Raw genomic sequence first — 26335 nt, 5'->3', positions numbered from 1 at the left:
CCCCGTGACCGAACAGCCCGCATTCACGTCCGCCTCCTACGCCGAGGCCGGCGTCGACACAGCCGCCGGTGACCTCGCCGTCGAGCTGATGAAGTCGGCGGTGTCCCGCACGCACGGTCCGAACGTCCTGGGCGGGGTCGGCGGGTTCGCCGGGCTGTTCGACGTGTCGTTCCTCAAGCTGTTCGACCGCCCGCTGCTCGCCACGTCCACGGACGGCGTCGGCACGAAGGTCGCCATCGCGCAGGCCATCGACAAGCACGACACCATCGGTCAGGATCTGGTCGGCATGGTCGTCGACGACATCGTCGTGGTGGGTGCGAAGCCGCTGTTCATGACGGACTACATCGCCTGCGGAAAGGTGGTGCCGTCGCGCATCGCCGACATCGTCGCCGGCATCGCGCGCGCCTGTGAGGAGACGGGCACCGCCCTGGTCGGCGGAGAGACCGCGGAGCACCCCGGACTCCTTGGCCCGGACGACTACGACGTGGCGGGCGCCGCGGTCGGCGCCGTCGAGGCGAACGCCGTGCTCGGCGCCGAGCTGGTGCAGGACGGCGACCTGGTGATCGCGCTCGCGTCCTCCGGCCTGCACTCCAACGGCTTCTCACTCGTGCGCCACATCCTGGCGAAGAACAGCATCGGCTTCACCGACCACTCGGATGCGTTCGGCGGCACCGTCGGCGAGGCCCTGCTGGAGCCGACCAGGCTCTACACCACGCCGCTCCTGCGGGTGCTGAGCGAGCCGTCGCTCGCCGGCGCCATCCACTCGCTGAGCCACGTGACCGGCGGAGGCATCGCCGCGAACCTCGCGCGCGTGCTTCCGGTCGGATCGTGGGTGGAGGTGGACCGCGCGAGCTGGTCGCCGAGCCCCGTGTTCCGCATCCTGAGCGACCTCGCCGGCAGCAGCCTGGAGTCGAGCGAAGGCACCTGGAACCTCGGCATCGGGATGTTCGCCGTCGTCGCCGCTCCGGCCGCCGACCGGGTCATCGCGGCGATCGAGCAGGACGGCATCCCGGCCTGGAGCGTCGGGACGGTGTCGACCTCGACGCGCGACCTCACCGGGTTCGAGCAGGGCGCGAAGGGCGTCGACGGCGGCGCTGTGCGTCTCGTCGGGAGCTACGCGAACTGATCGGCTAGCAGGCGGCGCCCCGCGCGCGTACGTTTCACGGCATGATCGACGCCGAATACGTGCTGCCGCTGCGCTGGGACGACGACGATGACGACGCTGACGCGGATGGTGCGCTGTCCGAGCTCGCCGCGTATCTGCAGGTGCTGTCCGCACTGATCGACGTGACGGTGGTCGACGGCTCTGCGCCCGCCGCGTTCGCCCGGCACGCGTCGGCGTTCCCTGCGGCGGTCAGGCACCTCCCCGTCGAGCCGCGGCCCGGACGCAACGGCAAGGTGGCCGGCGTGATGACCGGGATCCGCGCATCCCGGCACGAGCGGATCGTCCTCGGCGACGACGACGTGCGCTACGACGCTGCCGCCCTCGCGACCGTCGTGGACCTGCTCGGCGTCGCCGACGTGGTCACGCCGCAGAACTTCTTCGCGCCGCTGCCCTGGCACGCCAGGTGGGATACGGCGCGCATCCTGCTCAACCGGGCGCTGGCGCACGACTACCCCGGCACGCTCGCCCTGCGCCGGTCGGCGCTGCCGGAAGAGGGATACGACGGCGACGTGCTGTTCGAGAACCTGGAGCTCATCCGGACGGTGCGGGCAGCGGGTGGGACGCATCTCGCGGCGGACGACTGCCTGGTGGCGCGACGCCCTCCGTCTGCCGCGCACTTCCTGCGGCAGCGGGTGCGGCAGGCGTACGACAGCTTCGCGCAGCCGGGACGCCTGGCGGCCGAGCTGCTGATCCTGCCGGTGGTGCTCGTGTTGGCGGTGCGCGCGCCGCGCTGGCTGCCCGCCCTGGGGGCGGTCGCGGTCGCGGCGGCGGAGGCCGGGCGGCGGCGCGGGGATGCGCGCGCGGAGGTGCGGCGGCGCGGGGACGGGGTGCGGCAGGGGGGTGCGCGGACCCGGCGCGCGTTCCCGGCGACGAGCGCCCTGTGGGCGCCGCTCTGGGTCCTGGAACGCGGCGTCTGCGCGTGGATCGCGGTGGGGCTGCGGGTACGCGGCGGGGTCCGCTACTCCGACGGCCGCCTGGCCCGCGCTGGCAACTCGCTGCGCGCGCTGCGGACGAGATACCAGTAACTGCGCCGCATCCCGGGCGTTTCGCGACAGTTGGTGGTATCTCGCGATGTCACCCGTTGTGGTAGACGCGCCGGTCGGCCCCCACCGGCTAGAGTTGCGGTCGTGGCCGCCATGTATTCCAGTATCCGAAGGATGCTCGGCGTTGCCGGACTCGTCGTCGCCGTGAGCGGCGGCGCGCTGCTGGCGCAGGCCGCGGCGGCTCCCGCGCAGGCGGCGACGCCCTCCGCCCCTGCTTCCGGTTCCTCCACGTCCGCACCGTCCTCCACATCCACACCGTCGTCGCCACCGGCTCCCGCCTCCGCCGTCCCGCCGGGGACGCTCACGCCGCTCGTCGACTGCATCGTGGATGCGCCGCTCGGCAGCACGGTCACCTCGCGCACCGTCCTGCTCGGCTACCGCAGCTCCGCGCACGACACCCTGCGGGTCGTGGCGGCCGCTGGCAGCAACGGCCTCGCGCCCGGCCGTGCCGACCGCGGCCAGCCCACCGCGTTCGAGCCGGGCGAGCACCACGCCGTCTGGTCGCTGACCCTGGATGCGCACAGCACCCCGTCCGCCACCTGGCAGCTCGGCGGCGCGACCGTCACCATCGATGCAGGCGCCCCGTCCTGCGCCACCGTCACCACCGTGGCGCTCTCCGCCCCACGCGTCGCGGCGTCCGGCGCGACCATCACCGTGTCCGCAGCGGTCGGTCGGCTGTTCCTCGCGCCGCCCACCGACGGAACCGTCGAGTTCGCCGTCGACGGCGCAGCGCCCGTGACCGCCGCCGTCGGCGCAGACGGCGTGGCGCGCGCCGACCTTCCCGCTCCGCCGCCCGGCGACCACACCGTCACCGCCGCGTACCGCCCGGTTGACGGCTCACAGCTCCGTCCATCCACCCGCACGTCGCCGCTCACGGTCACGACCGCCACCGGCGCGCTCGGCATCACCGCCACCTCCGTCACCCCCTCCGCGGACGGCGGAACGGCGACGGTCACGGTGAGCCGCGCATCCGGTGCAGGGGCCGCCTCCGTCGACTACGCCACCGCGGACGGGACCGCCGTCGCCGGGACCGAGTACACGGCCTCCCGCGGCACTCTCGCCTTCCACGACGGCCAGACGAGCGCCACCATCGAGATCCGGCTCGCGGCGCGCGCTCCCGGAGCACCGGCATCCGGGTTCTTCGTGCTGCTGCAGCGCGCGACGACCACCGTGGATGTGGCCTCCGCCACGATCACGCTCCCCGCGGTCCCGTCCACCCCGGGCGGCGCCGCGGTCACCGGAGCATCGCGCTCCGGCGGCATCGGCGGCGACTCCGTCCTCCCCGCCGGCGACCCGACGAGCCCGTCCCCGGTCGCCCACGCCGAAGATCTGGCCATGCTGATCGGGGCAGCGTTGCTCACGGCGGGCGGCATCCTGGGCGTGGTCGGGCTGGTGCGGTTCGGCGGCTCGCGCGAAGCGCGGGTGTGAGCGGCGGACGCACCCCGCGCGCTCGACGCATCTCGCTCGCTCGTCGCACCCCGCGCTCGTCTCGCAGCCCGCTCGCTAGCCGCACCCCCCACCCGCCCCACCCTCATGACAAATGTCACCCGGCATCCCTGACATCCGCTCTGCTCCCCGCCGCCTCCGCGCCGCCAGTCTGAGAGGGTGAATCAGACACCAGCCATCCAGCTCACCGACCTGCGGAAGTCGTTCGGCTCGTTGCACGCCGTCAACGGCGTGAGTCTCAGCATCGCGCCCGGCGAGGTCGTCGCGCTGCTCGGGCCGAACGGCGCGGGCAAGTCGACCACCATCGACCTGGCGCTCGGGCTCGCGCATCCGACGTCCGGCACCGCCACCCTGTTCGGGGAGAGCCCGCGCAATGCCATCGAGCAGGGGAGGGTCGGGGCGATGCTGCAGGGCGGCGCGCTGCTGCCGACGCTCACCGTCGCACAGTCGGTCGCGCTCGTCGCCGCGGCGCACGCGCATCCGCTGAGCGTCGAGGAGGCGCTCGAACGGGCGCGGTGCACCGAGATCGCCAAGCAGAAGGTCAGCAAGCTGTCCGGCGGGCAGATGCAGCGGGCGCGGTTCGCGGTCGCGGTGGTCTCCAACCCGGACCTGCTGTTCCTCGACGAGCCGACCGCGGCGATGGATGTGGAGGCCAGGCGCACCTTCTGGCAGTCGATGCGCGAGTTCACCGACGAAGGGCGCACCGTCGTCTTCGCCACCCACTACCTCGACGAGGCGGACACGTACGCCGACAGGATCGTGATGCTCTCGAAGGGGGTCGTCGTCGCCGACGGCACGCCCAACGAGGTGAAGGCGGTGGTGTCCGGGCGCCGGATCCGCGCATCCATCGACTTCGACTGGACCGACGCAGCACGGGATGCGCTCGGCCGCCTCCCCGGCGTCCGCTCGCTCGACCACCGCTCCGGCCAGCTCACCATCGTCAGCGACGACTCCGACGCCACCCTGCGCGCCCTGCTCGCCGCACACGACGACATCCACGACATCGAGGTCACGGCGCACACGATGGACGACGCGTTCCTCGCCCTCACCGAAGGCGCGACGGGCCTGGCCGGCACCGCGCCCACCACCACCGCACCCACCACAGACACCATCACGAACGGAGCACTCCGATGAGCATCGCCTACCTCGGGCTGGAATCCTTCCGCCAGCTCAAGAACGCCCGCTCGATGATCTTCACCCTGGCCGTCCCGCTCATCATGCTGGTCGCGTTCGGCGGCAGCTTCGGCGGCAGCGGGCAGGTGGACCCGGTGACGAAGCTCCCGTGGATCGTGGTCACCACCATCCAGGTCGCCAGCTACGGAGGGATGATGGCGGCGCTGTCCCAGGCGTTCAACATCGTCACCGAGCGCTCGATCGGCTGGAATCGCCAGCTGCGCATCACGCCGCTGACCGGCACCGGCTATCTGGTCTCGAAGGCGATCACGGCGATGCTGATGGCGCTGGTGTCCATCGTCGTCATCTTCACCGTGTCCGAACTGCTCTACCACCCGCCGCTCGCGCTTGGGAACTGGCTCACGACCGGGCTCGCCATCTGGTGCGGGGTCATCCCGTTCGCGCTGCTCGGCATCCTGATCGGCCAGTTCGCCAAGCCGGAGTTCGCGCAGCCGCTCTTCATGGCGGTGTTCATGGGGATGGCCGTGCTGGGCGGCCTGTGGGTTCCGCTGCAGATCTTCCCCGCCTGGGTGGCGAACGTCGCCCAGATCGTCCCGTCGTACTGGCTCAACAGGATCGGCCAGATGGGCGCCCACCAGAGCGGCGACATCCTCTCGCCCGCCCTCGTGCTGGCCGGCTGGACCATCGCCCTCGGTGCGTTCATCATCTGGCGCTACCGCCGGGATGCCGCGCGCAGCTGACGGCGTGCGGCCTAGGCTGGTGAGCGTGCAGAGCACAGAGAGCGGCCGCCCGGCCGGAGTCGTCCCGCGCCTCACCCACCCGGCCGCACGCCGCTGGTATCCCGGGGCCATGATCGGCCTGCTCTACCAGATCTCGGTCCTGGTCGGCCTGTGGACGGCGGTGGGCGACACAGCCACGAAGGTCACGGCGACCGCGCTGCTCGTGGTCGTCTACGTCGGCTTCCTGCTCCTTCCCCCGCTGCTCTGGTGGGAGAGCGAACGGGTGCGTCTGGTCGGGGTCGGCGTGTATTTCGCGTTCACCTGCCTGCTGTTCCCGTTCATCGGGACGGCGACCACCTGGACCTGGGTGTACGTCGCCTGCGCGGCGGGGATGGTGCTGACCAGCGCGCGGACATCGCTCATCATCATCGGGATCATCGGCGCGCTGCAGCTGGCCATCATCTTCCTCGCGGGCGAGTTCGACGACAGCTGGTACATCGCCCTCGTGACCGTGTCCATCGGGGTGATGATGTCGGCGTTCTCCCGCCAGATCGCGTCGCTGCGGGCGCTGAGGGAGGCGCAGGGCGAGATCGCCAGGCTGGCCGTGATCGAGGAACGCGCCCGGTTCTCGCGAGACATGCACGACGTGCTCGGGCACTCGCTCACCGTCGTCACGGTGAAGTCGGAGCTGGCCAGGAGGCTCGTGCCGCTCGACCCGGCCAGGGCGGAGGACGAGATCGCGGACATCGAGCGCCTGGCCAGGTCGGCGCTCGCCGACCTGCGCGCCGCCGTCGCCGGCTACCGCGAGATGAGCCTGTCGACCGAGCTGGCCGCCGCGCAGGCTGCGCTCGCCGCCGCCGACATCGAGGCGCACCTGCCGCGCAACGGCGACGGCGTCGACCCCGAGCTGCGGGAGCTGTTCGGCTGGGTGCTGCGCGAAGGCGTCACTAACGTGATCAGGCACTCCGGGTCGCGCAACTGCTGGGTGACGGTGACGGAAGACAGGCTGGAGATCGACGACGACGGCCGGGGGATGGCCGGGGTCGGTGCCGTGGGACCTGGCTCGGCGGCGGACCAGCGCGCGCCGGGAGGCGTGGCGCTCCCGCCGGCAGGTGGCAATGGGCTCGACGGGCTGATCGCGCGGGCCCGCGCGGTCGGGGCCAGGGTGCTGGTGAGTGCCAGCCCCCACGGCGGTGTGCGCCTCACGGTGCGGAAGGCGGAAGCGTGACAGAACCCATCCGGCTGCTGCTGGCCGACGACCAGGCGCTCGTGCGCGGTGCGCTCGCCGCCCTGCTCGACCTCGAACCGGATCTCACGGTGGTCGCCCAGGTGGGACGCGGCGACGAGGTGGTGGATGCGGCACGAGCGTCGGCGGCGCAGGTCGCGCTCCTCGACGTGGAGATGCCGGGCCTGGACGGGATCCAGGCTGCCGCAGCTCTGCGCTCGCAGTATCCGGACTGCCGGTCGCTGATCGTCACGACGTTCGGGCGGCCGGGCTACCTGCGGCGTGCGATGGAGGCGGGCGCATCCGGGTTCGTGGTGAAGGACACGCCGTCCGGGCAGTTGGCCGACGCCGTGCGGCGGGTGGCTCAGGGGTTGCGGGTGGTCGATCCGACGCTGGCGGCGGAGTCGCTGGCGTCGGGGACGTCGCCGCTCACGCCGCGCGAGACGGAGGTGCTGTCCGTGGCCGCCCGGGGAGGGAGCGTCACCGATATCGCGCGGGAACTGCACCTCAGCGAGGGAACGGTGCGCAATCACCTGTCGAACGCGATCGGGAAGACGGGCGCGCGAAACCGCTCGGAAGCGGCGACGATCGCGGCCTCACAGGGGTGGTTGTGAGGTGCGGGAGCCGGCCGTGATGCACGACATCCGCCGGGGCCGTCAGGCGCGCTTCGGCGTTTCCTCGTCTTCGTAGTCGTCCTTGTAGCCCTCGGGCTCGTAGTCCGCCCACTTCTCGTACTGCTCGTCGTTGTGAGAGTGTCCCGTCAGCTCACGTTCGAGCGCGTCGTAGTTCACGTTCGGGCTGAATGACTTCAACTCGCGCGCAATCTTGGTGTGCTTTGCCTTTTGACGGCCGCGCCCCATGCGTGACCCCCTTACGGTGCCAGGCCGGGTAGGAGATGAGCCACCCGGGAATCCGAACATGAACGTGAAAACTAGCGTCTAGTTTAGCATGTAGGACCTGAGTGGCCCTTAGTTCGCGCACAGCGAGACATGATGGGATGGGCGCGTGACAACGACGAGGACCGACACTCAGGTGGCGATCATCGGCGCAGGCCAGGCAGGTCTCGCTGTCGCCTACTATCTTCGCCGGTTCGAGCTGACTCCCGGCACCGATTTCATCGTCTACGACCGCGGTCCGTCCACCGGCGGAGCGTGGCAGCACCGCTGGGATGCACTGAAGCTCGGCAGCGCTCACCACGTCAACGATCTGCCGGGGATGGCCGAGCTCGGCATCAGCTTCGAGACCGCGGACAGGTCGCTCCCGGCCAAGGACATCGTCGCCGGCTACTACCGCCGTTACGAGGAGCATTTCGGGCTCGACGTCCAGCGTCCCGTCACCGTGACGAGCGTGTTCGACCGCGGGGCAGACCTGATCGTGCAGCACACCCGCGGCGAGACGGCGACACGGATGGTGGTCAACGCATCCGGCACCTGGGGCGCGCCGTTCGTGCCGTACTACCCGGGGATGAACGCGTTCGCCGGGCGGCACGTGCACACCTCGGGCTATCTGGCGGCCGAGGAGTTCGCCGGGCTGTCCGTGGTGGTGGTCGGAGGGGGGACGTCGGCGATCGGGTTCCTGCTGGAGCTCGAGAACGTGGCGGATGCGGTCGTCTGGGCCACCCGCAGGCCGGTCGAGTTCAAGGACGAGTCCGAGCTGACCATCGAGGGCGGCGTCGCGGCGGTGGCCGCACAGGATGCTGCCGCCCGCGCAGGCGGGGCGCTGCCCAGCATCGTGAGCGGCACGGGCGTCCCTCGCACCAGGCGCATCGCCTCCGGGATCTCGCGCGGGCTGCTCGTCGAGCGGCCGATGTTCGCCGCCATCGAGCGGGACGGCGTGCGCTGGGGCGACGGCTCCTTCACGCGCGCGGACGCGATCATCTGGGCCACCGGCTTCCGCCCGGAGCTGCGTCACCTGGCGCCGCTGCGGCTGCGCGAGAAGTCCGGAGGGCTGACCGTTGCATCGGGTGCGTCGTGGCAGGACCCGCGCATCTTCCTGGCCGGATACGGCCCGCAGGCGAGCACCATCGGCGCGAACCGCGCAGGGCGCGTGATCGCCAGGCAGATCATGGCGCAGCTGTAGGAGCCCCCCGGAGGCTCCCACAGCAGCGCTCAGCTGCTCAGCCTGCTCAGCCCCTCAGCTCCGCGTGACCACCCCGGCGTCGTCGACCGCGATGCTCACCGGTTCCCCGGCGAACCGGAGACCGTCGACCTCGATGGTGCCCACGCCGGGCGCCGGCGAGACGGAGAGGGTTCCGGCGCGCGCGTCGGCGCGGAGACCGAGCCGCGCCCCGAGCACGGCGACCGCCGCCGCTGCCGACCAGGCCTGTGGGCGGCACGCGGCGGGGTACGGGATGGGGGTCGCGGTGAGCGTCGCCGGGTCGCCGGAGTGCAGCTCGGGCATCCGGTAGCCGAAGCCCTCCGCGGCGGCGAGCAGGCCGCTCGCGAGCGCCTCCGCCTCGGCGGTGTGGCCTTCGCGGGCGAGCCCGGTGATGACGATGGCCGTGTCGTGCGCCCACACCGAGCCGCCGTGGTAGCTCAGCGGCCAGTATCCCCCGGACGCCGACGACATGGTGCGCAGCCCGTAGCCCGAGTTCAGTTCGGGGGAGGCCAGGCGGCGGGCCACCAGCGCGGCCTGGTCTGCGGTGAGGATGCCCGTGCCGAGAAGGTGCCCGATGTTGCTGGTGACCGTGTCGACCTTGCGCTTGGCGCTGTCGAGGGCGATCGCGGGGTATGCGCCGTCGGGGTCGTCGATCCAGAAGGATGCGGCGAAGCGCTCCTTCAGTTCCGCCGCCCAGGTGCGCCACTCGTCGGCGCCGGAGCGTCCGAACGCCTCGAGCAGCTCCGCGCCGCCCACCGCCGCCTCGTAGGCGTAGCCCTGCACCTCGCAGAGGGCGATGGGTCCGTCGGCGAGGGTGCCGTCCATCCACTGGATGGAGTCGCCCGAGTCCTTCCAGCCCTGGTTGGCGAGGCCGTGGCCGGTGGTGTCGACGTATTCGAGGAAGCCGTCTCCGTCGCTGTCGCCGTAGTCGCGCATCCACGCGAGGGCGGCCTCCAGGTGGGGCAGCAGGGCTTCCACCTCTGCGGCGGGCATGCCCCAGGTCCACGCGTCGTGCAGCAGCGTGACCCAGAGGGCCGTCGCATCCACGGTGCCGTAGTAGAGCGGGGGCAGCACGACGCCCTCGCCGGGGATGGTCAGCGCGGCGGGGCGGAGCTCGTGCATGATCTTGCCCGGCTGCTCCGCAGTGGCGTTCACGGTCTCCGTGCCCTGCATCGAGGCGAGCACGCGCAGCGTGGAGGCGGCGATGTTGGTGCCGAGCGGCAGGAGCATCCTGGCCGCCCAGAGGGAGTCGCGGCCGAACAGCGTGAAGAACCACGGGGCGCCCGCCGCGAGGAAGACGTCCTCCGGACGGTCGGTGGTGGACATGCGCAGCGCCTGCAGATCGCCGAGCGCGCGGTGCAGCCAGGCGGCGAGACGGGAGTCGCCCGTCGCGGCCGAGAACGATGCCCAGTCCTGCGACGGCTCCGCACCGGCGACCACGGCCGTCGGGTCGTCGACCTCGATGCGCCAGGTGAAGGTGACGGTGCTGTGCGCGGGGATCTCGGCGGTCCAGATCAGTGTCGCGCCGATGTCGTCCACCGCCACGCTGGCAGCAGGCGCGACCACCGTGGCGGCGACCGCCCCGGATGCGAACGTCACGCCGTCCGCCGTGGCTGTCGCGACGACGGGATGCTCGCTGCCGGTCAGTCCGGCCTTCACCACCTGCATTGGGCTGAAGTCGGCGAGCAGCGACACCTCGACGGTGGGCTGGACGGCCGTGGACAGCGCGTTGCTGACGGTGATCGACTCCACCAGGGAACCGGCGTCGACCCTCCTGGTGCGGTCGATGCGCACGCGGGGGTCGGCGGTGTGGTCGTCGATGCCGCGGGCGAGGGAGGTGAACACGGCCGTCGCCGCGTCGGGGGAGCCCGTAGCGATGTGCTCCGGTGTCGCGCCGTCGATGGTGAGCCCGATACCGCCGAGGACCCGCAGGTCCGAGTGGTAGAAGCCGTGGATGCCCCGGCCGTCGACGGTGCCGTCTGCTGTCGACCACGCCTGGCTGGGCGCGGTGAGCACCACGACACTGTCGTGCAGTAGGGGTTGGAGCGGCTGGGTCATCGTGGCGTTCACGCCTCCTCGGAGTGGGGGTTGTCTGATGGTCTGGTCGAAGTGAGTGTGCGCGGCACGATCCTGCTCTCGCGGACGCCGGGTGAGGACGGGTCGGCGCTCGCCATGTCGCGCTCGACGCGCCAGGCGAAGCGGCCGGGCTGTTCGGCGATCACCTCGACGAGGCGGGTGCCGTCGTAGACGAGGCCGACCCCCTCGTCGAGCGCGTAGCCGTCCGGCAGGATCCCGGCGGCGACCGCCGCGCGGTGGGCGACCCTGCGGTTCGGGTCGGAGTCGTAGTGGACGCCGAGGGAGCCGGGCAGCAGGCCGAGCCCGTCGGGAACGGCGCCGATCTGCGGGCCGAACGACGACGTCGTCCCTCCGCTGTGCCAGCAGAGCGCACCCGCCGACCCTCCTGCGAGCACGACGCCGGCCTCCCAGGCTTCGCGGAAGACCGCATCCAGTCCGTGGGCGCGCCACACGGCCAGAAGGTTGACGATGCTGCCTCCGCTGACCCAGACCACATCCTGAGACAGGAGGTGCGCGCGCACGTCCTCCACGTTCGGGTGGGGGAACAGACGCAGATGCACGGCGTCGACGCCCGCGAGACGCGCGGCTTCGAGTTCGGTGCCCTCGATCTGGCGCTGATCTCCGCCCGCCGTGTTGACGTGCGTGACCCGCGGACGGCGGCCGGAGACCCGGGCGAGCGACACGGCGTGCTCGATCAGCGGGCCGTAGGCCGCGTCGGTCCAGGTGCCGGGGGTGAGGCCGCCGCAGGTGGCGACGATGGTGGGCGCTGCGGCGGTCACTCCTTCACCGCCCCTTCGCTGGTGTTCATGATGCGCCGCTGGAAGATGAAGAACAGCACGGCAACCGGGATGGTCATGATCGCCGCCGCCGCGAGCTTGATCGGGTACTGGCTGCCCTGGCTCAGCTGCCCGCTCGCCAGCCCGGCGACGCCCTTGGTCAGCGTGGTCAGCGACGGATCCTGGGTGGACACGATGAAGTGCGCGAGTTCGTTCCACGACCCCTGGAACGACAGGATGACGATGGTGATGAGTGCCGGCCTCGCCATCGGAAGCACGATCGACCAGAACACCCGGAAGGTGCCTGCTCCGTCGATGCGCGCCTGCTCCTCGACGCTCGCCGGGATGGATTCGAAGAAGTTCTTCATGATGAACACTCCGGCCGCATCCGTCAGCAGCGGGATGATCATGCCCGCGTACGAGTCGTAGATCCCGAGCTGGTTGATGACCAGGAACTTCGGGATGAGCAGCACGACCACCGGCACGGACATCACGGCCACGAGCCCGGCGAACACGACTCCGCGGCCGCGGAAGTGCAGGCGCGCGAGCGCGTAGCCGGCCAGCGAGTTGAAGAACACGCGCCCCGCCGTGACGAACACGGTGACGATGATCGAGTTCTTGAACCAGGTGGGGAAGTCGGAGTTGAGGAAGAGCTTCGTGTACGCGGCGGTCGTCCAGGTCTCCGGGATCAGGGACACCGGGTTGGCCGTCGCATCCGCGTCCGTTTTGAACGAGGTGGCCAGCTGGATGAGGAACGGCGCGATGTAGATGACGGCGATGACCACGAGGATCGCGTACGTGATCGACGACGCGACGACGGAGCCGGTGGACCGCTGCCGCTGAGGGCGGAGCGGGGGCTGCGCGTTCGCGAGGGTGCCGACGGCGATCGTGTTCGCGGCATCGGAGGTGGTGGTCCCGGCGGTCATCGGCGGACTCCTCTGCTGTCTGCACTGCTGTCTGCACTGCTGTCTGCGTTGCTGTCTGCCGACTGGGCAGGCTCTGAAGACGCCGTCACGGCCGGCTGGTACAACCGCATCCGGCGCTTGGACACGCTGCGTTCGCGCAGCACCCAGCGCTGGAAGATGGTGAAGACCACGATGATGACGAACAGGATGAACGCGATCGCGGCGCCCTGTCCCCAGTCCTGGTCGACGAACGAGCTCTTGTATGAGAGGTACGCCGGCGTCAGCGTCGTCTTGCCCGGCGCGCCTCGCGTGCCGGTGTAGATGGCGTCGAAGACCTGCCAGCACCCGATCAGCCCGAGGGTGAGCACTGTGAACAGCGTCGGGCGGAGCTGCGGGAGCGTGATGCGCCAGAACCGCTGCCAGCCGTTCGCGCCGTCCATCATCGCCGCCTCCGTGATGTCGCCGCCGAGGTTCTGCAGCGCGGCGATGAACAGCAGCATGAACGTGCCGCTCGTGGTGAAGACGGCCATGATGACGAACGCGCTCATCGCGACGGACGGACCGCCGAGCCAGTCCCACCAGGAGACGCCGAGCAGGGTGTTCTGGGTGAGAGCGCTCGGCCCCTGCTTCACGCCGAACAGCCCGAGGAAGTTGTGCACGATGCCGTCTGGATCGTTGAACCAGTTGGGTCCGTTGATGCCGACCCAGGAGAGCACCTTGTTCACGGCGCCCGTCGTGCTGAACAGGAACAGCCAGAGCACCGTGATCGCGACCGAGCTGGTCACGGACGGGAAGTAGAAGGCGGTGCGGAAGAAGCCGCGTCCGCGCAGGATCGCCCGGTTGACCAGCACGGCCAGCCCGAGGGCGACGGCGGTCTGGATGGGGACCACCAGCACCACGTACCAGGCGTTGTTCTTGAGCGACATGCCGAAGTCCTGCTCGGCCAGTCCGCCTCCGGAGAGGATCGCCTGGTAGTTCTCGAAGCCCACGAAGTGGACCCCGGAGGAGAAGGGGCTGCCCCGGCCTCCCCAGTCGGAGAAGCTCACCCACAGTGCCATGAGCACGGGGACGACGAGGAAGACCCCGAGGAGGAGGATGACCGGGGCGGTGAACAACCACCCCGAGGCGGCCTCGCCGCGCCGGATTCCGGAACGGCGAGACCGACTCGTGGTTTGCGACATTGTGCTTGGCTCTCGGCTACTCGGCTACTTCAGGAGGGCTTCGAGGTTCTTCTGCGTCGCATCCAGGATCGCCTTCGGGTCACCGGTCGACAGCGATTCGAGCTTGCTGTTGAGGTCGGTGACGACGTCGGCTGCTCCCTTGGCCGTCGGAACGCCCTTGGCGTAGTCGGCGGCGTTCAGGAACGGGACGAGGTCCGGGTTCTGCGACTTCCACTCGTCGGCGGCCGACTTGATCGACGGCATCGGGCCGAACGCCTTGGAGAAGGCGAGCTGGTCGTCCTTGCTGGTCAGCTTCTCGACGAGCTTCAGCGCCGCCGCCTGGTTGGGGCTGTCGGCTGCGATGCCCCAGCAGTTGGTGAACTGCAGGGTGCCGTTGCCGGCCGGGCCCTTCGGCAGCTCGACGACCTTGTACTTGATGTTCGGGAAGTCGGACGAGAGCGCGCCGGTGATCCAGTTGCCCTCGATGGTCATCGCGGCCAGGCCCTTGCCGAACGCCTCGCCGCCCCAGCCGGCTCCGAGGTCCTTCGCGTACTTGAGGTCGCCGTCGTTGAGCAGCGTCTTGACGTAGTCGAGCGCCTTGACGTTGGCGTCGCTGTTGGCGGTGGCCTTGGTGCTGTCGTCGTTCATCAGGTTGCCGCCCGCCTGGGTCATGAACGACCCGATGCGCGCGTACTCGCCGGAGATGCCGAGGCCGACGTGGCCGGCGCCGGTGAGCTTCTTGGAGACGGCCTGCAGCTGGTCCCACGTCTTCGGGATGTCGCTGTCGGTGAGGCCCGCGGCCGACCACATGTCGGTGTTGATGATCAGCTGCAGCGTGGAGAAGTCCTTCGGCGCGCAGTAGAACTTGCCGTCGTAGGTGAACGACTTCACCAGGCTCGGGTAGAAGTCGCTCTTGTTGGAGAGCTGGTCTCCGTATGCGAGGAGCGAGCCGTTGGAGGCGTACCCGGCCAGCGCATCCGTCGACAGGTAGAAGACGTCGGCGGGCTTCTTCGCCGCGAAGCCCTGGGACAGCTGCTGGTTGAGGTCGCTCGCCGCGACGACGGACGCCTTGGTGCCGTCGCTCTTCGACCAGTCGGCGACCGCGGACTTGACCGCGGCGGTCTCGGCGTCTCCCGACGAGCCGATCATGACGGTCAGCGCCTTGTCGGACGACGTGAGCTTGCCGGACGAGTCGTCTCCGCTCCCGCCGCTGAAGCCGGAGCCGCAGGCGGTGAGGGCGAGGGCGGTCGCGACGGCGACGGCGCCGCCGGCGAGCCACCGGTGTGAAGGTCGTTGCATGTGTTCTCTCCTTGGTGTGAGTGCGCCCGTCATCGGACGCACAGGGGGGTCAGGCGGGGAAGGGACGGGTGTGGGCGCCCGGGTGGGCGGGGCCGAGCTGGCTGCCGGGGCGGCCGGGATCGGCAGGGCAGACGGGACGGGAGGGATGCGGGGCGATCGTCGCGGGCATCGGACCTCCTTGGTCTGTCGAACGGGTTTGATCGATCAAATTTTGCACTGCTAGGTTATGTTTTGAACGATCAAATCGGGGTGCTGCCAAGATAACCACCGCGTTCCCGACGTGTCAAGCGGCGCCACGCTAGGGTCTTATCCAGCCGACGGAGAGGAGAGACATGGGTGCTCAACCCACGGTCAGCGACGTCGCCGACGTCGCAGGCGTCTCCCGCCAGACCGTCTCCAACGTCCTCAACTCCCCGCAGCTCGTCCGCCCCGAGACCAGGGAACGCGTCCAGGCCGCCATCGCAGAACTCGGCTACCGGCCGCACGCCTCCGCCCGGCGCCTGCGCACCCAGAAGAGCTCCACCATCGGCATCCGCCTCGACCCGATCACCACGGACGGCATCTCCGGCAGCATCCTGGACAGATTCCTGCACGCGCTCACGGAGCAGGCCGACCGGATGAACCTGCGCGTGCTGCTGTTCACCGCATCCGGGCCGGAGGGGGAGATCGAGCAGTTCCGCCGGCTCAGCGACGGTGCAGACGTGGATGCGTTCGTGCTCACCTCCACCTTCCACGGCGACCCGCGCACCGAGTGGCTGATCGAGCACGGCCAGTCGTTCGTCACCTTCGGCCGGCCGTGGGGCATCGACGACATGGCCGACCCGCAGCACCTCTGGGTCGACGTCGACGGCTCGTCCGGGCTGCGTGACGCCACCGCATACCTGCTCGGCACCGGCGCGCGCCGCATCGGCTTCGTCGGCTGGCCGAGCGGCTCGGGGACCGGCGACGACCGCCGCCGCGGCTGGCTCGACGCCATGCGAGCGGGGAGCGGCCTCGGCGACGACGACCTCGCCTCCCTCGAGGTCGCCGCGGAAGACGGCGTCACCTTCGGCGCGGACGCCATGCGCCGCCTCGAGCGCGCAGCAGGCACCGTGGATGCGGTGGTCTGCACGAGCGACTCGCTCGCCCTCGGCGCGCTCATGGCCACGGCGGGCCGCATCCCGGTGGTCGGCTACGACAACACGCCGGTCGCCGCATCCCTCGGCTTCTCGAGCGTCGAGCAGCCGCTCGACGAGGTGGCGGCGGGCGTCCTCGACCTGCTGACCGGCACGCACGGCGGCCGCGTGCATCCCGGATCGTCGACGGCCGACCCGATGCACAGACTCGTCGCTCCGCACCTGGTGGTGCGCGACGGCCCGACCGTGATCACGGCCGCTCGCTGACACCGTGCAGCATCCCGAAATGCGCGTGTAACGCTCCGTCGGCGACACTGGAGGTATGCCTCCACAAGAGTCTCTGCTGGATGCGCCACAAGCGCGTCGCCTCCCCGTCACCGTCTCCATCACCCGCCGCGTCGACAGCACCCGCCTGCCGGACGTGACCCGCTGGGTGCAATCCGGCGTGAACATCGCCAACACGTACGAGGGCTTCCTCGGCTCCGGCTGGGTGCGCGCCGCCCACGACTCGGACGAGTGGCACATGCTCTACCGCTTCGCCGACGATGCGGCACTGGACGCCTGGGAGGGCTCGGAGGACCGCGCCGCCTGGCTGTTCGAGGGCCGCGAACTGGTCGAGCTCTCGCGGGTGGAGCGCCGCACGGGCATCGAGGGCTGGTTCGACCAGCCGCAGCACCAGACGCAGGGCGCAGACGCTCAGGATGCGCCAGACCGCCTCGCCCCGACCTCCCCGCCGCGCTGGAAGCAGGCCGTGACCATCTGGCTCGGCTTCTTCCCGCTGTCGCTGCTGTTCACGTTCCTCGTGACCACCTTCGTCCCGTTCTGGCACCAGCTCTGGCTTCCGGCCACGGTGCTGATCACCACGCTGTGCCTCACCCCGACGATGACGTACCTCCTGCTCCCGCTGGTCACGCGCATCCTGCACCCGTGGCTGCAGCGGCCCCGCCGCTGACGGCTTCCGCCGGGTGTGGCCGTTGATCGCCGCCCGCCAGGCTTGTCCGTTCGCGCGGAGTTCGCGTGCGCTGATCCTCCTTTCTCCGCCCCAACGGAACTCCCGTCGGCGCGTCGCGGCGAAGTTCCGCACGAACGGAAAACGTGGATGGGCGCAGGCCGTCGAGCGTACCGGAGGAAGTCTCGCGCGACACGCCGGGCAAGGTTCCGTTCGGGCGGTTGAATCGGGCCCGGATGTGGCTTTTCTTCGCTCGAACGGAGAATCCGGCCCCGATGGGGCGGCTTTTCCGTTTGGGCGGATAATCCGGTCCCGTTGCGGCGGGTCGACGTTCGAGCGGAGGAAGCGGGGCGAGGTCCGCGCTCAGGGGGAACCCTGACCGCACCCTGAATCCGCTCCGTTTTCGCCGCATCCACTTGCGCCGCACGCAGACGCGATATATCGTGACCTTGTCAACAACGCGATATATCGCGAATCACCGAGGGTCCGCTCAGCGGGCACCGACCGGCGGACGGCGGCAGCGGTCCGCGAACGAAAGCACTCAGGAGCACGCAATGACACAAGACAAGTGGCTGATCCAGCCCGGCGAGAGCAAGACCATCGACGTCGAGCTCGTCCGATCGCTCAAGGCCGGATTCATCGCAGGGCAGGTCGACATCATCGGGCACGACGAGCAGGGAGCGCGGGTCGAGGTCCACTCGGTCACCGGCCGCGACCTCAAGATCACGCTCGACGGCGACCGTCTCGAAATCGATCACCCGCAGCTTCGCTGGGACAACTTCATCGAGGTGTTCAAGTCGATGCGGGACAACGCCAGGGCCGAGGTCAGCGTGCTCGTGCCGCGCGATGTCGCGCTGAAGCTCGGCGTCGTCTCCGCCACGGCGCTCGTCGCGGGCCTCGAGACCGACGCGAAGCTCAGCACCGTCTCCGGCGACATCGTCGTCGACGGCGTCACGGGCGACATCGAGCTCAACAGCGTCAGCGGAGAGCTCTCCGCCCGCGACCACTCCGGCCGCATCTTCGCGCACACGGTGTCCGGCGACGTGACGGCATCCGGTCGCATCCCGAAGTTCACGGTCGACAGCGTCTCCGGCAACGTGATGGTGGATGTGGTCGGCACGCCCGACGAGATCTCCAGCAACACGGTCTCCGGCGACCTGACCATCCGCGTCCCCGAGGCGCTCGGCGCGCGCTACCGGGTCAACACGATCTCCGGCAAGGTGCAGCTCGACAACACCTTCATCCACGGGATGCCCGGCAAGACGTACCAGGGCACCTCCGGCTCGCTCGACGGCACCTGGATGGACGTCAACGCCAACTCGGTGTCCGGGAACGTCTACGTGCTGCGCAGCGCGCCGACCGGCACGGGCGCTGGCGCTGGCACGGACGCACCCGCTGGCTCCGCCTCCGGCTCCGACCACAACGGGGCGTCGGCGTGACCCCCGTGTTCGCGCACGGGAGTCTGCGCCTCTACCTGCTCAGCCTCCTGGCGGAGTCGCCCCGGCACGGCTACGAGCTCATCCAGGCGCTCAGCGACCGCTTCGGCGGCACGTACAGCCCGAGCGCAGGGACCATCTACCCGCGGCTCGCGAAGCTCGAGGAGGAGGGCCTGGTGACCAAGGCGGCGGAGGGCAGGAAGACCGTCTACGCGATCACCGACGCCGGCCGGGCAGAGCTGGCGGAGCGGGAGCACGAGCTCGACGCGATCGAGGACGAGGTCACCGACTCCGTCCGTCGTCTCGCCGACGAGGTGCGCGCCGGCGTCAACGAGGCGATGCGTTCGCTGCGCGCCGACCTGGCCTCGGCGGCACGGGATGCGAGCAGAGGCCCGCGCATCGACGTGCGGCAGGAGGCGCGCGACGCGGGGCGGGATGCGCGGCAAGCGGCGAACGCGGCGGCCCGGGATGCCGAGGCGGCGCTGAACGAGTTCCGTCAGCAGCTCCGCACCGACTTCCGGTCGCAGGCGGCGCGCGGCGACATCCCGGATGGGGTGGTGCCGCAGCTGAAGTCCGAGCTCGCGCGCGTGCGCGCCACGGTGCTGGAGGCCCTGGGCCGCCGCTGAGCGGACGCCGGACGCGCGTCTCGACACGCCGTCCCCTCTCTGCACACAGCCACACTCAGCGAAAGCGCGTCCGACACTCAGGTGCGGGCGCGCTTTCCGTGTTTCCGGCGTGTTTCCAGGGGTTTTGCTTTCATTTCGGGCGGCTGAAAGCGCAGACACAATCCTTCGCAGAACCGCAAGCATCGGGTGCCGCGACGCGCCGACTTGACAGCGGTTTGGCAGCGAGTAGTGTCGAGGCTCGTGACAAATGAGGGGAGATCCCCGAAGCGGTGGTTGATCGGCGACCCGCTTCCGAGCGAAAAGCTCGAAGGACAGCTACTCCCGAAGCACCTCGCCCTACCCATCTTCGCCTCCGACGCACTGTCGAGCGTGGCGTACGCTCCGCAGGAACTCCTGATGATCCTGCTCATCGGCGGACTCGCGTTCCTGAGCTTCGCCCCGTGGGTCGCCGCAGCGGTCGTCGTGCTCCTCATCACCGTCGTGCTGAGCTACCGCCAGCTGGTCAAGGCATACCCGTCCGGCGGCGGGGACTACGAGGTCGCGCACAAGAACCTCGGTGAGAAGGCCGGCCTGGTCGTCGCCTCCGCGCTGCTCGTCGACTACGTGCTCACCGTGGCCGTGTCCGTCGCATCCGGTGTGGACAACATCATCTCGGCGCTGCCGTTCCTGTCCAACTGGCGGGTCGAGCTGGCCGTGCTCTTCGTGATCGTCATCGCTGCGGTGAACCTCCGCGGCGTGCGGGAGTCGAGCAAGGCGTTCGCCATCCCGACCTACCTCTTCATCGGCAGCATCTTCGTGATGATCGTGACCGCGCTGGTGCGCACCGCGTTCGGGGATGCGCCGATCGCCGAGTCCGCGAATTTCGAGGTGCACGCCACCAGCCTCACCCAGGCCGCGACGGTGCTCCTGCTGCTGCGCGCCTTCTCCAGCGGATGTTCGGCCCTCACCGGTGTGGAGGCCGTCGCCAACGGCGTGCCGGCGTTCCGCACCCCGAAGATCAAGAACGCCCGCAAGACGCTCGGACTGATGGGCGGCATCGCCATCATCCTGTTCGCCGGGCTCACCACGGTCGCCCTGATCAGCGGCGTGCACTACGCCGAGAACCCCTGCGACCTGCAGGGCTGGGCGCAGTGCGCCACCGAGCCGCAGCGCAGCCTGATCGCCCAGATCGCCGCAGCGACGTTCGGCAACAACACCATCCTGTTCTTCATCGTGCAGGCCGCCACCGCCGTCGTGCTGCTGCTCGCGGCGAACACCGCGTTCAACGGCTTCCCGCTGCTCGGCTCCGTGCTCGCCCGCGACTCGTACGCGCCCAAGTCGCTGAACACCCGCGGCGACCGCCTGGTCTACTCGAACGGCATGATCCTGCTGGCCCTCGCAGCGACCGTGCTGCTGCTGGTCTACCGCGCCAACCTGACCCAGCTCATCCAGCTCTACATCATCGGCGTGTTCGTCTCGTTCACGCTCGGCCAGTCCGGGATGGTCAAGCACTGGATCACCCTGCTGCGGTCCGGGACCGTGAAGCCGCACGAACGGTCGAGCATCGTCCGCTCGCTCTGCATCAACGCGTTCGGCGCGTTCCTCACCGCCGTGGTGCTCATCGTCGTGACGATCACCAAGTTCACCCACGGCGCATACCTCGTCTTCATCTTCATGCCCATCCTGTGGCTGCTCATGCTCGGCGTGAACCGCTACTACCGGGACGTGGAGAAGGAGATCGAGGTCGACCCGGTCACCACGTTCGGCAGCCGCGGAGACCACGCGATCGTGCTCGTCGGCAAGATGCAGAAGCCGGCGCTCAAGGCGCTCGACTACGCCATCGCCGCCCGGCACGACTCGATCGAGGCCGTGCACGTGGCGGTCGATGAGGAGTCGACGGAGAAGCTGCAGCAGCAGTGGATCCAGCAGAACATCCACGTGCCGCTGACGATCATCGAGTCCCCGTACCGCGAGTTCGGCCACCCGCTGATCAAGTACCTGAAGCACCGCCGCGAGGAGCACGGCTCCGAAGTGGTGACCGTCTACCTTCCGCAGTACATCGTCGGGCACTGGTGGGAGTCGCTGCTGCACAACCACCGAGCGCGGCGCATCCGGCAGCAGCTGCTGCTCTGCCACGGTGTGACCGTCGCGCTCGTGCCGTGGCTGCTCGACTCGTCGTCGCTGATCTACGGCCGCCGCTCCCGCCCGCTTCCCGGTCAGGATCGCCGTGGCGAGCCGGTGCGCCCGGTCGCGCGGCGTCCGCTGGAGCCGGCGTCGAAGCAGCACGGTCATCCCCGCGGCCACGGGACGCCCGCCTCCGCCGGGCAGTCGCCCGCGCCGACGCAGGGCGCGACGGATCAGCAGCCGCAGCCGCAGACGCCGGTGTCGGAGACGAAGAAGATCCCGGCCCGCGCCAAGCGTTGATCGCCGCTTGACCTTGACGTAACGTCAACCTCTACCGTGGGTTTCGCACCCACGAGAGAGAGGAGACGACGATGGACTGGTCCATCCAAGAGATCGCCAGGCTCGCCGGAACGACCAGCAGGGCGCTGCGTCACTACGACGACATCGGGCTCCTCCCGCCCAGCAGGATCGGCAGCAATGGCTATCGGTATTACGACAGGGACTCCCTCGTGCGGTTGCAGCGCATCCTGCTGCTCCGCGACCTCGGACTCGGCCTCCCTGCCATCGCCGACGTGCTCACGAACCAGGTGGATGCGATCCCCGCCCTGCACGGCCACCTCGCGTGGCTGCGCGACGAGCGGGAACGGCTGGCGCGGCAGATCGCGTCAGTCGAGACGACCATCCAGGCGATCAGCGAAGGAGAAGACATCATGGCGGAAGACATGCTCGACGGTTTCGACCACACCCAATACAAAGAGGAGGTGGAGGAGCGCTGGGGCAAGGACGCGTACGCGGCGTCCGACGCGTGGTGGCGCAGCAAGACGCCCGCCGAGCGCGCCGAATGGCAGCGACTGCAGAAGCAGCTCGCCGCCGACTGGATCGCCGCCGCCGACCGCGGCATCGACCCGGAGGGCGATGAGGCGCAGGCACTCGCCCAGCGCCACGCCGACTGGCTCGGCTCGATCCCCGGCACCCCCGGCAGCGAGAACGGCCGCCCGACGGCCGCCTACCTCACCGGCCTCGGCGAGATGTACGTCGCCGACCCGCGGTTCGCCGCGAACTACGGCGGCGCCGCGGGCGCCACGTTCGTGCGCGACGCGCTGCGCGCGTACGCCGCGGGGCTGTAGGTCGTCGCCCCCGTCCCTCGCCCCTGGTCTTGCGCCAGCGGTCGCGACGCAATCGAGTCCGAAGTTATTCACGCGACACGCCGTGTCGGGGCGTGAACAACTTCGGACTCGATGGCTGCGGACGCGAGCCGGCTGGGACGCGACCCGCCCACGGTGAGCGCCTCGGCGACGCGCGGGGCGCGGGGGACGCGGCCACGACCATGCGGAGCTTGCGGTGCGGTGGTGGCCGGGGTGAGATGGAGTGGGGTCAGGCTCGGCGTGTTCGCGCCATCAGCCGATCATCCAGCCAGTACGCGGCGACTGCCTGCGCCGGGCGACGGGATGCGGATGCGGACGGCGCGGGCGCCTCGCGGTCGGGCTGCACCCCGCCGATAACGTTGCTGTCGGCCGCGCGGTGGTCGCGCATCCTGGTGGCCGCGTCGGTTTCGAGCAGGATGCCGTCGCGCACGTCGAACGCGGCGGCATCCTGCTCCCCGAGGCCGGCCGATTGCTCGGCCGTTCCCTCGAGCTCGCTTTCCAGCGCCGCCGCAGTCGTTGCAGCGTCCTGCGGCAGCCGGATCGCGAAGAAGGGGAGGGTGATGCTGCAGAGCGGCCCGACCAGCAGCGCGAACGCGAGCGTCCCGATGCCGACGTTGCCGCCGAGCAGCCACCCGATGATGAGCACGGTCACCTCGATGCCGGTGCGCACGGCCCAGATCGGCCAGCCGGTGCGGGCGTGCAGCCCGGTCATCAGGCCGTCGCGCGGGCCCGGGCCCAGTTTGGGGCCGATGTAGAGGCCGGTCGCGACCGCCAGGAGCAGCAGGCCGCCGGCGAACAGCAGCACCTGCGCCCACAGTTCGGTCTGCTGCGGGATGAGCGTGAGCCCGAGCTGCGCGCTCGGGCCGACGAGCAGCACGTTGAGCACGGTGCCGAGTCCCGGGCGCTGGCGGAGCGGGATCCAGAACAGCAGCACGCCGATGCCGACGAGGTTGGTGATGAGCCCGAACAGCAGGCCGGTCTTGATCGACAGGCCTTGCGCGAGCACGTCCCACGGCGACACCCCGATGCCGGCGCGCACCATCATCGCGATGGCGATTCCGTAGAGGAACAGCCCGATGAGGAGTTGCGCGAGGCGTCTGGTGAGAAGGAGTCGGCGGGTCACGCTCCTATCCAATTTGTTGATTGGCCTTTTATCAAGAGTCCAATTCGCTTAAGGTGGCCTTATGCCGGATGCTCAGCTCACCGCCCGATCGCTCGAAATGCTCCTCGGGGAGTGGCGAGGAGGCGGCGCCCACTACCAGGCGCTCGCCGACCGCATCCGGCTGCTGGTGCTCGACGGACGCATCCCGATCGACACGCGACTGCCCGCCGAGCGCGACCTCGCCGCCCGGCTGGAGCTCAGCCGCACCACCGTGACCGCCGCGTACCGGGGGCTGCGCGACGCCGGATTCCTCGACAGCGTGCGCGGATCCGGCAGCGTCGCCCGGCTGCCTGGACCGGTGCTCGTCACCGCCCCGACCCCCGGCGGCGACGGGATGCTCGACTTCACCAAGGCGGCGCTGCCGGCGGCATCGTCCCTCCCCGCAGCGGCGCGCGCGGCGGCGGAGGAGCTGCCGCACTTCCTCCCGCACTCCGGATACGACGCGGTCGGGCTCCCGCACCTCCGGGAGGCCATCGCCGACCGCTACCGCGAGCGCGGCCTCCCCACCGACCCGGACCAGGTGCTCGTCACGGTCGGCGCGCAGCAGGCCATCGCCCTGATCGCGCGCACCTTCGTCGGCCGCGGCGACCGCACGATGATCGAGATGCCCACCTACCCGCACGCCACGGAGTCGTTCCGGCTCGCCGGGGCGCGCCTGGTTCCGGTGACGGTCACCATCCCGCCCGCCGACGCCCCGCATCCGGTGGGTGCGGAGGAGGACGGCTGGGACATCGACGCGATCGAGCAGACGCTGCGGCGTGCCAACCCGGCTCTCGCCTATCTGATCCCGGATTTCCAGAACCCGACGGGCGCATCCATGTCGCCGGAAACCCGCGCGCGGCTGCTGGCGGCGACGGCAGCGCAGGGCACGATCGTGGTCGGCGACGAGACGACGGCCGACCTCGACATCGACAGGCTCGGCGAACACCTGCCGCTGCCCCGTTACGGCTCGCGAGGGGCGGGGGATGCGCCCGTGCTGCTGATCGGGTCGGCGAGCAAGAGCCTGTGGGGCGGCCTGCGGATCGGCTGGATCCGGGCGGAACGGCCGCACATCCAGAAGCTGATCGCGGCGAAACCGGCGACCGACCTGGGCACGCCGCTGCTGGAACAGCTGGTGGTGGCCCGGATGCTGCCGCAGATGGCGGAGATCCTGGAGTCCCGGCGCTCGGAGCTCGCGGCGGGGAGGGAGCGGGTGGCGCGGCTGGCGGCGCAGACGTTCCCGGAGTGGGTGGTGCCCAGGATGCACGGCGGTCTCGCGGCGTGGATCGGGATCGGCGCGCCGGTCAGCTCGGCGCTGACGCTGGGTGCGCGCAACCACGGGCTGCTGATCGCGGCCGGGCCGCGGTTCGGGCTGGATGGGGCGTTCGAGCGCTTCCTGCGCATCCCGATCACGTACTCGGAGGAGGAGACGGTGCGCGCGTTCGCGGCGCTGTCGCGCGCGTGGCCGGACGCGCTGCGGGAGCCGTCGGCATTCGCCGACGCGGCCCCGCTGCCCAACGTGGTCTAGGGCGGCCGGCGGCTGGGCGGCGAGATGCCAGTATCTGTCGCGAAACGCCCGGGATGCGCGACAGATAGTGGCATCTCGCGGGCTGGCGGGACGACCTGTGGAGAGAATCCGACGCGTGGTGGCGGAATTGGGCATGGTTGGGGGCATGAGTCATCCCCGGTTGCGCAACCGCCCGTTCTCCCTCCGCGAGGCGCGGGCGCTCGGCGTCGAGCCCGTCCGCCTGTCGCGCAGCGAGCTGGTCACGCCGTTCCGCGGCGCCCGGGTGCCCGCCAGGCTGGCGGCCGACTTCGTCGCGCGCTGCGCCGCCCTCTGCGCGAGGGAGCCCGGCGGTGTCCTCTCGCACACCACGGCCGCCATCCTTTTGGGGCTGCCGGATACGCGGTGGCTGCCTGGCGTGTGGCGGCAGCAGGGTGCGCGGGCTCATCTGCCGCCTCCGGATGCGCCGAGCTCGTCTGCGCTTCACGACCACCTCCCACCTCCGGATGCGCCACCCACGCACGCACAGCCCGTCCTGCACCTGACCGTCGCCCCACCCGCGCGGCCGCCGCGCCTCACCGGGGTGCGCTCTCACTCGCGTCCGCTCTCCGCGGGCGAGACGTGTAGGGTGCGCGGGCTGCCGGTGACGTCGGCGGCGCGGACGTGGGCCGACCTGGCCGCGACGGCGAGCATCCGGGAGCTGGTGGTGCTGGGCGATGCGGTTCTCGGCGGCCGGGCGCCGCTCGCCTGCCACGACGACCTGCGGGCGGCGGTCCCTCCCGCGGGCGCTCGGGGCGCATCCCGGGCCAGAGCCGCAGTCGAGTTGCTCGACGGCCGCGCGGAGTCTCCGCCCGAGTCGCTGCTGCGGCTGATCCTGGCGGAGGCCGGGCTGCCCGCGCCGGATGTGAACGTCGACCTGCACACTCCGGATGGGCGGTTCCTGGCGAGGCCGGAGCTCCGGTTCGCGCCATACCGCACGATCGTCGAGTACGAGGGCGACCACCACCGCATCGAGCCGCGCCAGTGGCGCAGAGACCTGACGCGGACCACCGCTCTGCAGCAGCAGGGCGAGCTGGTGCTTCGGGTGGGGGCCGAGCACCTGCGGTCGGAGAAACGGCTGGTCGGGTTGGTCTTCCGCTCGCTCGCGTCGCGAGGATGGGATCCGTCGTGAGTGTCAGCAGCGGGCGCGAGAACCGTCCCGGGGGAGTACGTCTCCACCCCGAAGTCGTACCAGGGCATGAGGAACTTGCACAGGCTGCAATGAGATACTT

General features: G+C 70.4%; 23 protein-coding genes. 16 read left to right on the top strand and 7 right to left on the bottom strand.

Translation table 11 applies throughout. The features are described from left to right. Positions 1-4: 4 nt before the first annotated feature. From purM to AC1ROC_RS08265, 7 genes are all read left to right on the top strand, one after another. The gene (purM, locus tag AC1ROC_RS08295; RefSeq protein ID WP_085370902.1) at positions 5-1126 is read left to right on the top strand and encodes a phosphoribosylformylglycinamidine cyclo-ligase; all 1122 of its coding nucleotides are present in this window, start codon (positions 5-7) and stop codon (positions 1124-1126) included. Positions 1127-1167: 41 nt separating this feature from the next. Then, positions 1168-2190, top strand: coding sequence for a glycosyltransferase family 2 protein (locus AC1ROC_RS08290; RefSeq protein WP_492999414.1), 1023 nt, complete (start codon positions 1168-1170; stop codon positions 2188-2190). A gap of 132 nt (positions 2191-2322) precedes the next feature. Further along, positions 2323-3636 carry a Calx-beta domain-containing protein gene (locus AC1ROC_RS08285; protein WP_492999412.1) on the top strand — a complete coding sequence of 438 codons (1314 nt, stop codon included), beginning with the start codon at positions 2323-2325 and terminating at the stop codon, positions 3634-3636. A 177-nt stretch (positions 3637-3813) separates the two neighbouring features. Then, positions 3814-4788, top strand: a complete 975-nt coding sequence (locus tag AC1ROC_RS08280) for an ABC transporter ATP-binding protein (RefSeq protein WP_492999410.1) — start codon at positions 3814-3816, stop codon at positions 4786-4788. Further along, positions 4785-5528 (top strand): ABC transporter permease, encoded by a 744-nt coding sequence (locus AC1ROC_RS08275; RefSeq protein WP_492999408.1) that lies wholly within the window; start codon positions 4785-4787, stop codon positions 5526-5528. The genes AC1ROC_RS08280 and AC1ROC_RS08275 overlap by 4 nt, the downstream gene beginning before the upstream one ends. Before the next feature lie 25 nt (positions 5529-5553). Next, positions 5554-6735, top strand: coding sequence for a sensor histidine kinase (locus tag AC1ROC_RS08270; protein ID WP_492999406.1), 1182 nt, complete (start codon positions 5554-5556; stop codon positions 6733-6735). Further along, the gene (locus AC1ROC_RS08265; protein WP_492999404.1) at positions 6732-7346 is read left to right on the top strand and encodes a response regulator transcription factor; all 615 of its coding nucleotides are present in this window, start codon (positions 6732-6734) and stop codon (positions 7344-7346) included. The genes AC1ROC_RS08270 and AC1ROC_RS08265 overlap by 4 nt, the downstream gene beginning before the upstream one ends. A 42-nt stretch (positions 7347-7388) precedes the next feature. Here AC1ROC_RS08265 and AC1ROC_RS08260 read toward each other — a convergent pair whose 3' ends face one another. Then, entirely contained in the window at positions 7389-7592 is a 204-nt protein-coding gene (locus tag AC1ROC_RS08260; protein ID WP_055898390.1) for a DUF3073 domain-containing protein, read from the bottom strand. 145 nt (positions 7593-7737) lie between these two features. Here AC1ROC_RS08260 and AC1ROC_RS08255 point away from each other — a divergent pair, with 145 nt between their 5' ends. Continuing rightward, positions 7738-8811 carry an NAD(P)-binding domain-containing protein gene (locus tag AC1ROC_RS08255; protein WP_085370909.1) on the top strand — a complete coding sequence of 358 codons (1074 nt, stop codon included), beginning with the start codon at positions 7738-7740 and terminating at the stop codon, positions 8809-8811. Between the two features lie 54 nt (positions 8812-8865). Here AC1ROC_RS08255 and AC1ROC_RS08250 read toward each other — a convergent pair whose 3' ends face one another. The 5 genes from AC1ROC_RS08250 to AC1ROC_RS08230 are packed head-to-tail and all read right to left on the bottom strand — an operon-like array spanning position 8866 to position 15045. Further along, positions 8866-10899 carry a glycogen debranching N-terminal domain-containing protein gene (locus AC1ROC_RS08250; protein WP_492999402.1) on the bottom strand — a complete coding sequence of 678 codons (2034 nt, stop codon included), beginning with the start codon at positions 10897-10899 and terminating at the stop codon, positions 8866-8868. Beyond that, positions 10896-11684 (bottom strand): Type 1 glutamine amidotransferase-like domain-containing protein, encoded by a 789-nt coding sequence (locus AC1ROC_RS08245; protein ID WP_492999399.1) that lies wholly within the window; start codon positions 11682-11684, stop codon positions 10896-10898. Before AC1ROC_RS08245 ends, AC1ROC_RS08250 begins: the two co-directional genes overlap by 4 nt. Then, positions 11681-12607, bottom strand: coding sequence for a carbohydrate ABC transporter permease (locus tag AC1ROC_RS08240; protein WP_085370911.1), 927 nt, complete (start codon positions 12605-12607; stop codon positions 11681-11683). Before AC1ROC_RS08240 ends, AC1ROC_RS08245 begins: the two co-directional genes overlap by 4 nt. Continuing rightward, positions 12604-13767, bottom strand: a complete 1164-nt coding sequence (locus tag AC1ROC_RS08235) for a carbohydrate ABC transporter permease (protein ID WP_492999396.1) — start codon at positions 13765-13767, stop codon at positions 12604-12606. Before AC1ROC_RS08235 ends, AC1ROC_RS08240 begins: the two co-directional genes overlap by 4 nt. Positions 13768-13791: 24 nt before the next feature. Next, the gene (locus AC1ROC_RS08230; protein WP_085370913.1) at positions 13792-15045 is read right to left on the bottom strand and encodes a sugar ABC transporter substrate-binding protein; all 1254 of its coding nucleotides are present in this window, start codon (positions 15043-15045) and stop codon (positions 13792-13794) included. Positions 15046-15377: 332 nt separating this feature from the next. On the opposite strand from AC1ROC_RS08230, the gene AC1ROC_RS08225 reads away from it, so the two are divergent. From AC1ROC_RS08225 to AC1ROC_RS08200, 6 genes are all read left to right on the top strand, one after another. After that, positions 15378-16427, top strand: a complete 1050-nt coding sequence (locus AC1ROC_RS08225; RefSeq protein WP_434949834.1) for a LacI family DNA-binding transcriptional regulator — start codon at positions 15378-15380, stop codon at positions 16425-16427. Positions 16428-16482: 55 nt separating this feature from the next. Beyond that, complete coding sequence (locus tag AC1ROC_RS08220) at positions 16483-17112, top strand: antibiotic biosynthesis monooxygenase (protein WP_168690387.1); 630 nt, start codon at positions 16483-16485, stop codon at positions 17110-17112. Between the two features lie 551 nt (positions 17113-17663). After that, positions 17664-18548 (top strand): DUF4097 family beta strand repeat-containing protein, encoded by an 885-nt coding sequence (locus tag AC1ROC_RS08215; RefSeq protein WP_492999392.1) that lies wholly within the window; start codon positions 17664-17666, stop codon positions 18546-18548. Continuing rightward, on the top strand, positions 18545-19171 hold the full coding sequence (locus AC1ROC_RS08210; RefSeq protein ID WP_085371313.1) for a PadR family transcriptional regulator: 627 nt from the start codon (positions 18545-18547) through the stop codon (positions 19169-19171). The genes AC1ROC_RS08215 and AC1ROC_RS08210 overlap by 4 nt, the downstream gene beginning before the upstream one ends. Before the next feature lie 273 nt (positions 19172-19444). Beyond that, positions 19445-21574, top strand: a complete 2130-nt coding sequence (locus tag AC1ROC_RS08205) for an APC family permease (RefSeq protein ID WP_492999389.1) — start codon at positions 19445-19447, stop codon at positions 21572-21574. A 71-nt stretch (positions 21575-21645) separates the two neighbouring features. Further along, the gene (locus AC1ROC_RS08200) at positions 21646-22401 is read left to right on the top strand and encodes a MerR family transcriptional regulator (protein ID WP_492999387.1); all 756 of its coding nucleotides are present in this window, start codon (positions 21646-21648) and stop codon (positions 22399-22401) included. Between the two features lie 247 nt (positions 22402-22648). On the opposite strand, the gene yczE is transcribed toward AC1ROC_RS08200, so the two are convergent. Continuing rightward, on the bottom strand, positions 22649-23542 hold the full coding sequence (gene yczE / locus AC1ROC_RS08195; protein ID WP_492999385.1) for a membrane protein YczE: 894 nt from the start codon (positions 23540-23542) through the stop codon (positions 22649-22651). Between the two features lie 61 nt (positions 23543-23603). Here yczE and yczR point away from each other — a divergent pair, with 61 nt between their 5' ends. Both yczR and AC1ROC_RS08185 read left to right on the top strand, forming a co-directional pair. Continuing rightward, on the top strand, positions 23604-25088 hold the full coding sequence (yczR, locus tag AC1ROC_RS08190; RefSeq protein ID WP_492999383.1) for a MocR-like transcription factor YczR: 1485 nt from the start codon (positions 23604-23606) through the stop codon (positions 25086-25088). 145 nt (positions 25089-25233) lie between these two features. Continuing rightward, positions 25234-26235: a putative endonuclease domain-containing protein gene (locus tag AC1ROC_RS08185; protein ID WP_143466087.1), complete on the top strand. Its 1002-nt coding sequence runs from the start codon at positions 25234-25236 to the stop codon at positions 26233-26235. Positions 26236-26335 lie beyond the last annotated feature (100 nt).

The organism is Leifsonia sp. GW821-FHT13C05, assembly GCF_058806515.1.
This window is presented reverse-complemented; position numbering and strand designations above follow the sequence as displayed.